Annotated in this window: 12 protein-coding genes; 6 read left to right on the forward strand and 6 right to left on the reverse strand. The window is 60.6% G+C overall.

What is annotated here, in order from left to right:
• The first annotated feature begins 93 nt into the window (after positions 1 to 93).
• Positions 94 to 3,354, forward strand: coding sequence for a GH36-type glycosyl hydrolase domain-containing protein (locus CCGE525_RS30790; protein ID WP_120707995.1), 3,261 nt, complete (start codon positions 94 to 96; stop codon positions 3,352 to 3,354).
• Between the two features lie 109 nt (positions 3,355 to 3,463).
• Here the strand turns inward: CCGE525_RS30790 and CCGE525_RS30795 are convergent, their stop codons facing one another.
• The 3 genes from CCGE525_RS30795 to CCGE525_RS30805 all read right to left on the reverse strand — a co-directional run bounded on the left by CCGE525_RS30795 (position 3,464) and on the right by CCGE525_RS30805 (position 6,041).
• Complete coding sequence (locus tag CCGE525_RS30795; RefSeq protein ID WP_205587491.1) at positions 3,464 to 3,868, reverse strand: cupin domain-containing protein; 405 nt, start codon at positions 3,866 to 3,868, stop codon at positions 3,464 to 3,466.
• A 98-nt stretch (positions 3,869 to 3,966) separates the two neighbouring features.
• On the reverse strand, positions 3,967 to 4,683 hold the full coding sequence (locus tag CCGE525_RS30800; protein WP_120707996.1) for a nitroreductase: 717 nt from the start codon (positions 4,681 to 4,683) through the stop codon (positions 3,967 to 3,969).
• A gap of 158 nt (positions 4,684 to 4,841) precedes the next feature.
• Positions 4,842 to 6,041 (reverse strand): MFS transporter, encoded by a 1,200-nt coding sequence (locus CCGE525_RS30805; RefSeq protein ID WP_120707997.1) that lies wholly within the window; start codon positions 6,039 to 6,041, stop codon positions 4,842 to 4,844.
• Between the two features lie 139 nt (positions 6,042 to 6,180).
• Between CCGE525_RS30805 and CCGE525_RS30810 the strand changes: the two genes are divergently transcribed.
• Together CCGE525_RS30810 and CCGE525_RS30815 are read left to right on the forward strand one after the other, a co-directional pair.
• Positions 6,181 to 7,080 carry a LysR family transcriptional regulator gene (locus CCGE525_RS30810; protein ID WP_162950354.1) on the forward strand — a complete coding sequence of 300 codons (900 nt, stop codon included), beginning with the start codon at positions 6,181 to 6,183 and terminating at the stop codon, positions 7,078 to 7,080.
• Positions 7,081 to 7,116: 36 nt separating this feature from the next.
• The gene (locus CCGE525_RS30815; RefSeq protein WP_120707999.1) at positions 7,117 to 7,776 is read left to right on the forward strand and encodes a DUF2161 domain-containing phosphodiesterase; all 660 of its coding nucleotides are present in this window, start codon (positions 7,117 to 7,119) and stop codon (positions 7,774 to 7,776) included.
• 84 nt (positions 7,777 to 7,860) lie between these two features.
• Here the strand turns inward: CCGE525_RS30815 and CCGE525_RS30820 are convergent, their stop codons facing one another.
• A complete protein-coding gene (locus CCGE525_RS30820; RefSeq protein ID WP_120708000.1) occupies positions 7,861 to 8,055 on the reverse strand; it encodes a hypothetical protein in 195 nt (64 codons plus the stop codon).
• Here CCGE525_RS30820 and CCGE525_RS30825 point away from each other — a divergent pair.
• On the forward strand, positions 8,054 to 9,562 hold the full coding sequence (locus tag CCGE525_RS30825; RefSeq protein ID WP_120708001.1) for a DegQ family serine endoprotease: 1,509 nt from the start codon (positions 8,054 to 8,056) through the stop codon (positions 9,560 to 9,562). The genes CCGE525_RS30820 and CCGE525_RS30825 overlap by 2 nt on opposite strands.
• 281 nt (positions 9,563 to 9,843) lie before the next feature.
• Entirely contained in the window at positions 9,844 to 11,997 is a 2,154-nt protein-coding gene (locus CCGE525_RS30830; protein ID WP_245472212.1) for a putative bifunctional diguanylate cyclase/phosphodiesterase, read from the forward strand.
• 5 nt (positions 11,998 to 12,002) lie between these two features.
• On the opposite strand, the gene CCGE525_RS30835 is transcribed toward CCGE525_RS30830, so the two are convergent.
• Together CCGE525_RS30835 and CCGE525_RS30840 are read right to left on the reverse strand one after the other, a co-directional pair.
• The gene (locus CCGE525_RS30835; protein ID WP_120708002.1) at positions 12,003 to 12,326 is read right to left on the reverse strand and encodes a hypothetical protein; all 324 of its coding nucleotides are present in this window, start codon (positions 12,324 to 12,326) and stop codon (positions 12,003 to 12,005) included.
• A gap of 21 nt (positions 12,327 to 12,347) precedes the next feature.
• On the reverse strand, positions 12,348 to 12,551 hold the full coding sequence (locus tag CCGE525_RS30840) for a hypothetical protein (protein ID WP_120708003.1): 204 nt from the start codon (positions 12,549 to 12,551) through the stop codon (positions 12,348 to 12,350).
• A gap of 289 nt (positions 12,552 to 12,840) precedes the next feature.
• On the opposite strand from CCGE525_RS30840, the gene CCGE525_RS30845 reads away from it, so the two are divergent.
• Positions 12,841 to 13,476 (forward strand): J domain-containing protein, encoded by a 636-nt coding sequence (locus CCGE525_RS30845; RefSeq protein ID WP_120708004.1) that lies wholly within the window; start codon positions 12,841 to 12,843, stop codon positions 13,474 to 13,476.
• The last annotated feature ends 85 nt before the right edge of the window (positions 13,477 to 13,561 follow it).

Raw genomic sequence — 13,561 nt, forward strand, 5'->3', positions numbered from 1 at the left:
TGCGGTCGGAAACGGCAAATTGCCTCCTATGATCAAGCGGCGGCTTGTGATCTAGTGCGCTTATCCGACCCATGAATCAGCGAGACACCGGCTATGTCCTCGGAACCCAATCGCAGCTTTCAGACGCCACGGCGCGAAGAACTCGGTCTTTCCACACTTACGAATAGCGCCGGCCTATCGGTATCGGCGCTACCGAACGGTACGGTTTTTGCCATCGACTTCGCCGACCAGCAGGGCGGTGTCATGATCAATCAGGTGCTGGGATCGCCTGTTTACGGCGGTATCGGGCGCCTCTATCTGCGCATTGGCGGTTCACAGCCTAAAGTCGCCGAAATCGCCGGTCCCAAGGCCGCCGTGCGGTTCGGCCATGACGAGACGGGCTTTTGCTGGAGCGGCGAGACCGCCGGCATCCAGCATACGGTCCGGCTGCAGCTCCATTCCAGCGAAAGCGTCTGGTTCTGGCAGGTTTGGCTTGAAAATACGACCAGCGCCGCGCTTTTGGCCGATCTCGTCCTGATCCAGGATGTCGGCCTCGGTGATCGTGGTTTCCTGATGAACAGCGAAGCCTATGCTTCGCAGTATATCGACCACCACATTGCCGATCATGCCGCCTTTGGCCCAGTCGTGATGAACCGGCAGAACCTCAAGCAGGGTGGCGGGCGTAATCCGTGGCTCGCACAGGGCTGCCTTGATGGAGCCGCGGCCTATGCCACGGACGCGATCCAGCTGGTGGTGCCCGCCCGCGGCGGCGACGCGCACATGGTGCCGGGCTTCGGCGAAAGCCTGCCCAGCACGCCCCGGCAGCACGAAGTCGCCTGCCCGGCGATCCAGTCGAAGCCACTCGCGCTCGCGCCAGGGGCTGTTGTGACCACAACATTCTTTGGCCTGTTCGTTGCCGATCACCCTGCAGCCTCCGGCGATGCAGACCTTGCACGGCTCGACGCCCTGCCGCAGGCGCTCGGCGAACTGATCGCAACGGATATTGCCGCCAGTCTGCCCGTTCGCAGCCTCGTGCAGGACGCCCCCCTGTTCGCAACCGAGCCATTGGACGAAGCGACGATCAACCGGCTTTATCCGAAGCGGATGCTGGAAGAGCGTATCGATGGCCAGCTCTATTCCTTCTTCGTGCCGGACGGTTCGCTTAATCGCCACATCGTGTTGCGTGAGAAAGAGCATGTCGTTGCCCGCCGTCACGGGGCTATCGTTCGTAGTGGCCAGAACATGCTGTTGGACGACCAGACGCTGGCTGCAACCTGCTGGATGCAGGGCATCTTCGCCGCGCAGTTGACCATCGGCAATACGTCCTTCCACAAGCTCTTCTCGGTCTCCCGCGATCCCTACAACCTGACGCGGGCGAGCGGCCTGCGCATCCTCGTCGACCTCGGCGAAGGCTGGCGCCTGCTTGGCGTCCCCGCTGCCTTTGATATGGGATTGAGCGATGTCCGCTGGATCTATCGGCTTGCCGGCCGCACCATCACCGTGACGGCGATCGCCTCCGGTGATGACCCCTCCATGCAGTGGAACGTCACGGTCGAAGGTACTGCCTGCCGCTTCCTGGTATTCGGCCACATCGTGCTTGGCGAACGTGACTACGAAGCCGTCGCAAATATCGAGATCGACGCTGCCGCCAAGCGGATATCGTTCCGCCCCCAGCCGTCTTGGCTTTGGGATCGCTATCCGCATGCCGCCTATCATCTCGTCACCTCGACGCCGGATGCCTTCGAAGCAGTCGGCGGCGATGAGCTTCTGTACAGCGACGGCATTTCTCGCAACGGCCCCTTCATCGCGCTGAAGTCGCGCCCGACGCAAAGCTTCAGCTTTGCGGTCACCGGATCGATGACCGACGCAGCGGCAGGCGAACGTCTTGCCGCGCGTTACAAGGCCGGCGTCAGCAGCGAAGTGATGCTTGCCCCTGCACAGCGCTTCTGGAACCATGTGACGCGCGGCATGCGCATCGAAGGTGATGGGGCTGATGTCGTTGCACAGGCTGTGATGCTGCCCTGGATTGCGCACGACGCGATCGTGCACTTGAGCGTACCGCACGGCCTCGAGCAATATACCGGCGCTGCCTGGGGGACGCGCGACGTCTGCCAGGGACCGGTAGAATTCCTGCTCGCCTATGAACACGATGCCGAAGTGAAGCAGGTTCTGAGCACGGTCTTTTCGGAGCAATACCGGGATCGGGGCGACTGGCCGCAATGGTTCATGCTGGAGCCCTATGCCAATATCCGCGCCGGCGAGAGCCATGGAGATATCGTCGTTTGGCCGCTAAAGGCGCTGTGCGACTATATCGAGGCCACGGGCGATCTCGCTTTCCTGGCCGAAACCGTGCCATGGCGCGCCGACGATACCATGCAACGGACCGAAGAGACGGCGACGATTTCCGCGCATGTCGACAAGCTGCTCGATACCGTCCGCAGCCGCTTCGTGCCCGGCACCAGCCTGATCCGCTATGGCGAAGGCGATTGGAACGACAGCCTGCAGCCGGCCGATCCGCATTTGCGCGATTGGATGGTCAGCAGTTGGACCGTCTCGCTGCTCTACGAGCAGCTCGTGCGCTACGCCGCGATCCTGACGCTGTGCAGCCGCGCCGGGGAGGCGCAGACACTCAAGGAAACGGCCGCAGCCATGCGCGATGATTTCAACCGCCTCTTGATGCGCGACGGCGTCGTCGCCGGCTACGGCGTGTTCAATCCGAGCCATGACGGCGTCGAACTGCTGCTGCATCCGCAAGATACCCGCACCGGCCTGCATTATTCGCTGATCGCAATGACGCAGCCGATGCTGGGTGGTCTCTTTACGCCCGAGCAGCGACATCAGCACATGAAGCTGATCAAGGACAATCTGCTGTTCCCGGACGGGGTGAGGCTGATGGAAAAGCCGGCGACCTATGCCGGTGGACCCGAGACTTTGTTCCGTCGCGCCGAATCCTCGTCCTTCTTTGGGCGCGAGATCGGGCTGATGTATGTGCATGCGCATCTGCGCTACTGCGAAGCGCTGGCCCTCGATAGTGATGCCGAAGGCGTCTGGAGCGCACTGGCGCTCGCCAATCCGATCGCGGTCAGCGGCCGGCTCGACCATGCATCGCTGCGCCAGCGCAACACCTATTTCAGCAGCAGCGACGCTGCCTTCGCCGATCGTTATCACGCGTCTGATGATTGGGATCGCGTCAAGGCAGGCGATATCGCCGTCGACGGCGGCTGGCGCATCTATTCGAGCGGCCCTGGCCTCTACACGAAGAGCCTGATCAACAATGTCTTTGGCTTCAAACGGCACTTCGGGAAACGGATCCGTAAGCCGTTATTGCCGGCGTCGATTGCCGTTTCCGAAGTTGAACTGAATTTCGAGGCGTAATCGCGAAGGGAGCCGCTTGTTGCGGCTCCCTTCCAATTTGCACAATTGTGCAGCAATCGTCACCAACCGCTTCTGCCCGGACTGAGCGGCCCGCCGATCTCACCCAATGTCACTTCACGGGCAGGACAACCGGCGCACCCTTGTTCTTGAGCAGGACGACGATAAATTTTGCCGGTTTGGTATTGCTTGCATTGCGGCTGACCAAGTGAATGTCGGTGGGACTTTCATAATAGGTCTCTCCCGCCGACACGGTTACCTCTTTTTGTCCCTTGACCTGCATCACGACCGAGCCCTCCAGAGCGTAGACGAATGCATTCGCCTCGTGTTTGTGAATAGGCGAGGAACCTCCCGGTCCATACTCGACCGATATCATCAGCCCCTCCTTGCCCGGATAATTTGGAAGGTCTTTTTGCATGAGAGGCGTGACGTGTGCGGTGTCTTCCGCGGCAACCGCTAATGTGCCAAAGAGGCAAACTGCAGCCGACACAAATAGCCTTGGCAAAATCGAATTCATTGTCGTAATCCTCCTGGTTGTTGAATCGTAGATACTCTGAGTCCGATCAGGATGACTTCAACGCCCCAAGTCGGCCTTCGCAGAGTGGGGGCATCGTTTCATACACCCAGCAACGAATCGCCGCGCGCTATTTGCGCCGATCGTTGCGAAGTCGAGTCGACGAACGTGACGGTCTCGTTCAGTGGCGCCCGGCCAGTACGGATGTAAGGCGCTGTCACATCCTCGTACCCGATCGACATGCCGCAGAACAGGATGAGCCCTTCGCGCGGCGACAGGATCTCCGCGACGGTCTTGCGGTAGACTGACCAAGCCATTTGGGTGCAACTGTGCAATCCCTCGCCGCGCAGCAGCAGCATGATGGTCTGAAGATACATGCCCACATCGGCCCATTGGGCTAGACCCAGGTCGCGGTCGATGTAGCAGAACAGGGCGGCAGGCGCGCCGAAACAATCCCAATTCGCGGAAGCCGCTCTCTGACTTGCCTCCCAGTCGCCGTCCGCAATGCCAAGTGCGCTGTAGCGTTCATGGCCGAAGGCGGATCGACGTTCGCGGTACGGAGACTTCATTGCGGGCGGATACATTTCGTATTCCCGCTCGTCCCAGGGATCGCCTGCGACCACGCGTTTCCCCGCGCGCTTCTTGAGCTCGGCAAGCGGCGCTCCGGTCACCACATAGGTGTTCCACGGCTGGATGTTCGATCCGGACGGAGCCCAAGTCGCGGCGAGCAGCACGCGCTCCAGCACATCCTTCGGGATATCCCGATCGATGAACCTGCGCACCGCCCGCCGGCTCTTGACCGCCTCATACACGTCCATGATCGTTTACCTTCCGGTTGCCAAGTCCCAAGCAACCAAGAGGTACCAATTAGAAATGAGCCGGCCAATTATGCGCAGTGTTCGTCCGCGCACTGCAATTGGTTAGACGAAGCCATACCAAGGGTTAGGTGAAAACTCATACTGTGACTACTTCCTGGCTAGGTTCGGGCACTGGCAGCGCCAGGCGCCGCCACAAAGGCCGAGCGGCGGTCGAGCGCGCCGCTCCAACGGGTGAGGACAAGGGCCGCGGCGACCAGGATCGCACCGACCCAGGGGGTGGCGCCGAGGCCAAGCGAGGATTCCACAACCAGGCCGCCGATCCAGGCACCGGCGGCGATGCCAAAGTTGAAGGCGGCGATGTTCAGCGCCGAGGCGACGTCGACAGCCGCCGGACGCACCTGGCGGGCAAGCTGGACGACATAGAGCTGCAGCCCCGGGACATTGGCGAAGGACAGGAAGCCGAGAGCAGCCAAAGTCGGAATTGCCAGCCAGGGCGAGACGGCGGTGAAGCTGAAAAGCACGAGCACGATTGCCTGGGTTATGAACAACCCCGTCAGCGCCCTGACCGGATTGCCATTGGCAAGGCGGCCGCCAACAACATTACCGACGGCGATGGCGACGCCATAAAGCACCAGGATCAGGCTGACAGCGGAGGCCGCAAAGCCGGTCACCTCCTGCAGGATCGAGGCCAGGAAGGTAAAGGCGACGAACGTGCCGCCGTAGCCCAGCGCCGTCATGGCAAAGACGATCAGCAGCCGGCCACTTGCAAGCACGCGGACCTGCTCGCCGATGCCTGCCGGCGGCGCCTTCTTCAGATTTGACGGCAATAGCAGCGCGATGCCGGCAAAGGCGATGACGCCGAGAACGGCAACAGCAGCGAAAGTGGCCCGCCAGCCGAAAGTCTGGCCGATGAACGTGCCGAGCGGCACGCCAGTGACGATCGCCACCGTGAGCCCCATGAACATCATAGCGATGGCCGAAGCCCGGCGGTTTTCCGGCACGAGATCAGCCGCGATAGTCGATCCGACGGAAAAGAAGACACCGTGGGCGAAGGCCGAAAGCACCCGGGCGACAAGCAGCGGCTCGTAGCCGGGGCTCAAAGCCGCCATGCCGTTGCCGGCAATGAAAAGCGCCATCAGGCCGAGCAGCAGCGGCTTGCGCTCGATGCGGCCAGTGAGCGCCGTCAGGATCGGGGCGCCGAAGGTGACGCCGAGCGCATAGACGCTGACAATGAGGCCGGCAAGCGGAAGAGTGATATGAAGATCGGTCGCAACGGTTGGCAGCAGACCGACGATGACGAATTCGGTGGTGCCGATCGCGTAGGCCGCGATCGTCAAGGCAAAGAGAGCTGATGGCATGACGTGACCCGTCGAAAAAGCGTCCGGAGCATCCGGCTGCGCTGGTTCTTGTTCGGCCAGAATATGGCCTCAAGACATTCAATGGATAATCCAGTACATAAACTCAGCACTTGTGAATTAAATTCAAAAAGATGAGAACATGGTAGATAATCGCGCCGGTGAGATGGATGTCTTTGTCGAGGTGGCCGAGCTTCATAGCTTCTCGGCGGCGGGACGGAAATTGCGCCTGTCGCCCTCCGCCGTCAGCAAGCTCGTCACCCGCCTGGAGGACCGGCTCGGCACACGCCTTCTCGTGCGCACCACCCGTGCACTGCAATTGACTCCGGAAGGTGAGATGTACCTTGAGCGGGCGCGACGTATCCTCGCCGACATACAGGAGACGGAGCGTGTCGTGGCCGCCGGTGGCGCGGCGGTCCCTCGCGGACGTCTGCGTGTCAGCGCATCGGTCGCGGTCGGGGTGCACTACGTCGTGCCGCTCATTCCGGATTTCCTGGCGCGCTACCCGGAAATCGAACTCGACCTCTCCCTCAACGACAGCATCATCGATATCGTCGGTGAACGCGCCGATGTCGCCATCCGCTCGGGACTGTTGCGCGACAGTTCGCTGAAAGCCCGCAAGCTGCTTGAGAGTCGGCGCGTCATCGTCGCCGCACCGGCCTACGTTGCAGCACATGGCATGCCGGCGACACCCGACGATCTGGACCGACACAATTGCCTGACTTTCAACTTCCGCCCGACGGCCGAGGGCTGGCCCTTTCGCGATCCGGCCACCGGATCGGGGTTCGTGAAACCGGTCTATGGCAATCTGCAGGCCAATAATGGACCTACGGTGCGCAGTCTGTGTCTCGCTGGCCTCGGCCTTGCCCGCGTCGGATATTTTCATGTGCAGCCGGATATCGAGGCCGGCGCGCTTGTGCCGGTGCTGGAGGACTTCAATGCGGGAGATATCGAACTGATCCATGCCGTCTATGCCGGCCATGACCATCTTGCCGCCCGCATCCGCGCCTTTATCGACTTTCTGGCATCGCGAATCACGTAAAACAGCGATGACCATCAGATAAGCAGAGGGCAGGATTTGGAGACGGCGCTTTATCTTCCGATCAAGAATTTCCTGGAGGCAGCCGGCTATGCGGTAAAGGGCGAGATCGGCAGTTGCGATCTTGTCGGCCTGAGTGGCGACGAACCGCCCGTCGTCGTCATTTGCGAGTTGAAGCTGGCCTTCAATCTGGAACTGGTGCTGCAGGCGGTCGATCGGGCGACGGCAAGCGACGAGGTCTGGATTGCCGCCCGCGTCTCGGCGAAGGGCAAGGGGCGAGAAAGCGACCGCCGGTTTCGCGATCTCTGCCGCCGTCTCGGCTTCGGCATGCTGGCCGTTGCCGACAACGGCACTGTCGACGTCATCGTCAGTCCGGTTGCGCCGATGCCCCGCAAAAACACGCGCCGGCGATCACGCCTCGTTGAGGAGCATAGGCGGCGCAAGGGCGATCCCACACGCGGCGGCAGCACGCGTTCGCCGATCATGACCGCCTATCGCCAACAGGCACTCGCCTGTGCAGTTGCCATCCAGAACGGCCAGCAGCGCCCCAAGGATATTCGCGCCAACGCCCCTGAAGCCGCAAAGATCTTGCAGCATAACGTCTATGGCTGGTTCGAACGCGTTGACCGCGGCATTTACGCCCTGACCGAACTTGGTTCGGAGGCGCTGAAGCGCTGGCCACAGGCGGATGGTGCCTGAACAATAAATATGGAGAAATTCCGGCGCAGAAATATTAAATTCTAGTAATGTCTTGCAATATTGTAATATAAACATGATCAATATTTAATTTGTAAAAGTTACCAGGCGGATCATATAAATCATCAGCGCCACTTCTTCTTTCCGCTGCAAATTCTGCAGTAACTTAGAGCAATCAAAGTTCTCGGGAAAGAATAGAAATGGCACTCCGTTTGACGCCTGGTCCTGGACATGGACCCAAGACGCCATATCGCCAACGATCACGTAAGGGACATCTGCCATGTCATCTCTTCTTCGCAAGCATCGCACCGCAGCCATCGTCGGAGCGGCCATCATCGTCGGCGCAGGCGCCCTGCCCTTCGCCCTCACCAGCCCCGCTGCCATGGCCGCCAACGAACCCGGTGGCATCATCGCGCCCGGCGGCTCCTTCGCGCCGATCGTCGACGCAGACAAGCCGGCGGTCGTCACCGTTACCACCACCATGAAGGCAACCGATACCGGCGCGGATGCTGGCGATTCCCCGATGGACGAGCAGTTCCGCCAGTTCTTCGAGAACCAGGGCATCCCCTTGCCGCAGCAGCAGGCGCCGCAGCGTAATCCGGCCCAGCGTGCCAAGGCGCTCGGCTCCGGCTTCGTCATCAGCGCCGATGGCGTCATCGTCACCAATAACCACGTCGTTGAGAATGCCACCGACATCAAGGTGACGCTCGACGACGGTACCGAAGTGCCGGCCAAGCTTCTCGGCGCCGACGCCAAGTCGGACCTTGCCGTCCTGAAGATCCAGGCGCCGAAGCCGCTCCCAACCGTCGCCTGGGGCGACTCCGACAAGCTGAAGCTCGGCGACCAGATCCTGGCGATCGGCAATCCCTTCGGCATCGGCACGACCGTCACCGCCGGCATCGTTTCGGCCCGCGGCCGCGACCTGCACAGCGGCCCCTATGACGACTTCATCCAGATCGACGCTCCGATCAACCACGGCAATTCCGGCGGCCCGCTGGTCGATGGCAACGGCAATGTCGTCGGTATCAACACCGCAATCTATTCGCCGAATGGCGGCAGCGTCGGTGTCGGTTTCGCCATCCCTTCGAATGAAGCCAAGACGATCGTTGCAAAGCTCGAAAAGAACGGCTCGATCGATCACGGCTATCTCGGCGTTGCCATTCAGCCGGTCACGAACGATGTCGCCGATGCCGTCGGCCTGTCGCAGTCGCAGTCGCAAGGCGCCCTGGTCGCCAATGTCACCGACGGAACGCCGGCTGCTGATGCCGGTATCAAGAGTGGCGACATCGTAACAGCCGTCGGCAACGAAACCGTCAAGACGCCCAAGGATCTGTCGCGCCTGGTTGCCGATCTTTCTCCGGGTGACAAGCGGTCGGTCACTGTCTGGCGCAATGGCAAGAGCATCGATGTAAACGTTACCGTCGGTGGCAACGACGACAGCAAGCAGGCGGCCAACGACAAGGGCGACGGCAAGGTTCAGCCGTCCAACCAGCCCAGCATCGGCGTCGGTCTCGCCAACCTGACCCCCGACGTCAAGCAACAGCTGAACCTGCCGCAAAATGTCGAGGGCGCCGTTGTCGCCAGCGTCAATCCGGACAAGCCGGCAGCAGCAGCCGGCATCCAGCAGGGCGACATCATCGTCTCGGTCAACGACAAGCCGGTCCGTAATGCCCATGAAGTCCAGAGCGCGGTCGCTGAAGCCGGCAAGGCAGGCCGCAAATCGGTCCTGCTTCTGATCCAGCGCGACGGCAACAAGACCTTCGTGGCTGTGCCGTTCGCAGCAGCATAAGCATCCTTTAAAGGACAACTGCTGCAGGACCCCGCGCCTCGTCTCCGTCATTGGAGGCGGGGCGCAGGTGTGTCTGGGCGGCTATGCGGCAGTGATCAGGGATGATGCATCGCGCCCACGACGCGGTCGTGAGCGGGGCAATTTTTGCGGAAAACATCATTTGTGAACCACTGGTTTACGATGTCGCCAGAGAAGGCTGACACAGAACACTCCCGCAACGAGCCTTTCACTGATACATAACTGTTTGCTCAGACTGTAGTGACGTGGACGGCGAGGGGAACATGCGTAAGGCAGTTGGAGAACAGGCTGTGGGGTCGGTACCTGTGGATGCCGACGAAATGATCGCGCGCCCGCGCTCGACGGAGGAGATCCCGCAGTCCCGCGAGCCCAGTCTTGCCGAGCGCTACGACTGGCTCGTGGCCATGATCAATCATGTGCCCGATTATATCTATGCAAAGGATCTGGAGGGGCGCTTCCTGTTCGCCAACAGGGCCATCGTCTTGAACAATGGGCTTGAGCGCGTGGAAGACATGGTTGGGCTGACGGATTACGACCTCCATCCTTCGGCCGCGGCTAAGAGTATAGACGCCATAGAGCGACGCGTCATGGAGAGCGGTGAACCCGATCTCGGATTCGAGGAACGCCGTCTGAGAGGCAGCGGCTGGCTGATGATGTCGCGGGTCCCGCTCAGGGATAAAGCTGGGAAGGTGATCGGCGTTGTTGGGGCGTCACGGGACATCTCGTCCCGCAAGCGCGCAGAAAGCCTGATGAAGGCTCAGGCGCAACTTCTCAAAGCGGTGGCCAAGGGAGTGCGTCTTGACCCGCTCCTGCGTGACGCTGCCGATCTGCTCGAAGAGGTCATCCCGGGCATCGCGGCGGCTGTGTTGCTGCAAGACGAAGGCGCCCAGTTAGTTCGTCTCGCAGCGGCGTCCCAATCTGCAGCCGCCATTTCGATTTCGCCGGCAGATATCCTCGAAAATCCCGCACTGTGGCGCTGCCTCGCAATCTCGTCCGGTGACGGCGGACAGCATGGCGTGCTCGCCGTCCAGGAATCGTCGAGCCATGAAGCGAGCGTGTGGGAGTTCCTGACGGGCGTCGCGCAGACGATCGGTATCGCGATCGACCGTCACTATGACGCTGAGCGCATTACCTTCCTTGCCGAGCACGATGCCCTGACCGGGTTACCGAACCGCACGCTTCTCGACCGGAAGCTCGATGATATGCTGCGGCGTGCCGACGAAACCTCGGGAAAAGTCGCGGTCGTCTTCCTCGACGTCGACAACTTTAAGCTCGTGAATGACAGCCTCGGTCACGCGGCCGGCGACGAGCTGCTGAAGATCGTCGCAAACCGGATCTCCGAGGAGATCGGACAGGGCAGTCTAGTATCGCGCATTGGCGGCGACGAGTTCATTCTGGCGCTCCATCAGACCGAAGAAGACTTCGTCTCAAGGCTGGCGCGCATTCGCGAGACCATCGCACGGCCGCTTACCCTGGCCGGAATGAACCTGCAGCTCACATGCAGTATTGGAATGGCCTGCTTTGCCATGCACGGTAAAACGGCCACGGAATTGTTTGCCAACGCGGATATGGCCATGTATCGCGCCAAGGAGAATGGCCGGAACAGTATCCAGGTGTTCGATCCGGTAATGGCGGAGAATGCGCGGCGAAAACTCGGACGTTCAGAGGAGCTTAGGCGCGCCATCGAACGGGACGAGTTCGTCCTGCACTTCCAGCCGCAGAAAGACATGATCTCCGGCGAAATCATTGGCGTGGAGGCGCTCGTGCGCTGGAACCATCCAACCGACGGGCTCGTCTTCCCCGGAGAATTCATTCCGCTTGCCGAGGAGTCCGGCCTCATCGTTCCGATTGGAGATGCTGTGCTGCGCAAGGCCTGTGGCCAAGCGAAGGAATGGCAGAAACAGGGGCTGCCTCCTGTGAGGATCGGCGTCAACATGTCGGCGCGGCAGTTCCAGGAACATGGCATGATCCGGCACGTGGCCGCCGCGCTGGCCGAGAGTGGCCTTGAACCGCAATGGCTTGAGATCGAAGTCACTGAGAGCCTTCTGATGCGCGACGTGCAGGGCGCGATCATGAAGATGCATGAACTGAACGCCTTGGGCGTCAGCCTCGCCATTGACGATTTCGGTACGGGCTATTCGAGCTTGAGCACTCTGAAACGCTTCCCGTTGTCGCGGCTCAAGATCGACCGGTCCTTCATCGCCGATATTCCCGATGATGCCGACGACATGGCAATCACGTCCGCGATCGTCTCGCTTGCAAGATTGCTGGCGCTGGACGTAATCGCGGAAGGCGTGGAGACGGAGGAGCAGGCCCGTTTCCTGTCGCAGGCCGGATGCCATGCCATTCAGGGGTATCTCTTCAGCAGACCCATCCCGGCGGAGGAGATGACGCGCGTGATGCGGGAACGATCTTAAGGTCTCTATCTCACTTTCATCTGCCGAATGAGACCGATCTCCGCCGAGCGCCCCTCGTTCAAGCAGTCGCGTGGGACACGCACTTGCAGGCCGGCCGATATGAAGGCCAGCCACAGAGCTTTGCTCCAGTGATTGAAGGAGTGAGCCGAATAGCGCTGCCGCGTCAAAGCCGCAATCAACCCCATCAACAGCGCGTAAAGCTCAAAACAGCGGGCTGCGGAGAGAAGATAATTCGACCGGACAAACAGCGATATCAGGATCGCCACAACGCATTTTACTACAAACCGGTTGACGGTAGCGCGTGAGGTCTGGTCCAGCTCGATGGCCATGGGCGGCGGCTTTTTTTGAAATCAATGCATCAATTGCATGACGCCGGCAGCGCCGACGGAGAAGACGGCAATGACGCAAGCAAGCCGCAGGAAAATTCTGCCGTCATGCGAATGAGGTGCGGCTTGATCGATTTCCTTGACGCCATCGTTTCTTCCGGAAGCGCGAAGCTGCTGCTCCTGCTGCAAATGCTGAGCGAGATATTGAATGCCGTAACGAGCGTACATCGCCTTGATCCTTTGCTGACAACGAATGTCGCGGACGACAACCGTCGAAATCAGGCTAGAAGGACCGGCATAGTTTTTCGATTGCGGGAAACACGGCGCAAAATAAAAATCTGCTAAAGGATCGGGGCTTTCGACTGAAGGGACGTTTCTGTGTTGCGTCACGACAGTTTTTGTCCAAACTCTGCCGTGGTGATGATAGAGAAGAGACGGGGCGGATAGGAACCGCCCGTCGGCGGGCCCCGTGTTCTGCCCATACCATCGACAGCATAAGGCGGCAGCAGGAGTTGGAGTGACCGATCCATACGAGATTCTCGGCATCGGACGCGATGCGAGCGAAGAACAGATCAAGACTGCCTATCGCAAGCGGGCGAAGACGGCGCATCCCGATTCCGGCGGCGACGTCGATGCCTTCGGGCGGCTGCAGAAGGCCTATGAGCTGCTCCTGGACCCCGTGCGCCGAAAGCTCTTCGACGATACCGGCTATGACGTCGAACTGACCGATGCTGTCGATCTGCAGGCGCTGGTTGCCATCGAGAAGCTTATCACCGATATGGTGCTGGACGAGCGCGAACCCGGAACCTTCGATCCCGTCGCCCACATGCGCGCCAGTCTTTTGGACGAAATCCGCAAGGCAAACTTCAGCAAAAGCGAGCTGGAGCGTCATTCCGACCGTATCCGTCTCCATTTGGATCGCTTAGGGAAACGCCCCGGCAAGGATGTCGTTGGCCATATGCTGCGTGCCCGCATCAAGGCCATTGCCACGGCGATCAGCGAAACGGAGGCAAAGATCGACGCCACCGAACGCGCGTGCGACATGCTCGACGGCTATCTCTATGTCATGGACACGCCGATGCTCGAGGAAGAAGAACCGACATCGGATGTCGAATGGGATGACGCGATCGAGGCCCGCTCCGCCGCCCAGTGATTCCTGCCGGTCAAATGCCTCCGTGGACGGTGGAACTTTCAACCGGCAACCGGGTTTTTCCTCCGCGTTATTGTAGAAATCCGCC

This window comes from Rhizobium jaguaris, from assembly GCF_003627755.1.
Taxonomy (GTDB): Bacteria; Pseudomonadota; Alphaproteobacteria; order Rhizobiales; family Rhizobiaceae; genus Rhizobium; species Rhizobium jaguaris.

What these genes read in the sequence shown, in the direction of transcription:
- CCGE525_RS30790 (WP_120707995.1), top strand. Translation starts at nt 94, where the DNA reads ATGTCCTCGGAACCCAATCGCAGCTTTCAGACGCCACGGCGCGAAGAA.
- CCGE525_RS30805 (WP_120707997.1), bottom strand. Translation starts at nt 6,041, where the DNA reads ATGCCATCAGCTCTCTTTGCCTTGACGATCGCGGCCTACGCGATCGGC.
- CCGE525_RS30835 (WP_120708002.1), bottom strand. Translation starts at nt 12,326, where the DNA reads ATGGCCATCGAGCTGGACCAGACCTCACGCGCTACCGTCAACCGGTTT.
- CCGE525_RS30820 (WP_120708000.1), bottom strand. Translation starts at nt 8,055, where the DNA reads ATGGCAGATGTCCCTTACGTGATCGTTGGCGATATGGCGTCTTGGGTC.
- CCGE525_RS30840 (WP_120708003.1), bottom strand. Translation starts at nt 12,551, where the DNA reads ATGTACGCTCGTTACGGCATTCAATATCTCGCTCAGCATTTGCAGCAG.
- CCGE525_RS30800 (WP_120707996.1), bottom strand. Translation starts at nt 4,683, where the DNA reads ATGGACGTGTATGAGGCGGTCAAGAGCCGGCGGGCGGTGCGCAGGTTC.
- CCGE525_RS30825 (WP_120708001.1), top strand. Translation starts at nt 8,054, where the DNA reads ATGTCATCTCTTCTTCGCAAGCATCGCACCGCAGCCATCGTCGGAGCG.
- CCGE525_RS30830 (WP_245472212.1), top strand. Translation starts at nt 9,844, where the DNA reads ATGCGTAAGGCAGTTGGAGAACAGGCTGTGGGGTCGGTACCTGTGGAT.
- CCGE525_RS30795 (WP_205587491.1), bottom strand. Translation starts at nt 3,868, where the DNA reads ATGAATTCGATTTTGCCAAGGCTATTTGTGTCGGCTGCAGTTTGCCTC.
- CCGE525_RS30810 (WP_162950354.1), top strand. Translation starts at nt 6,181, where the DNA reads ATGGTAGATAATCGCGCCGGTGAGATGGATGTCTTTGTCGAGGTGGCC.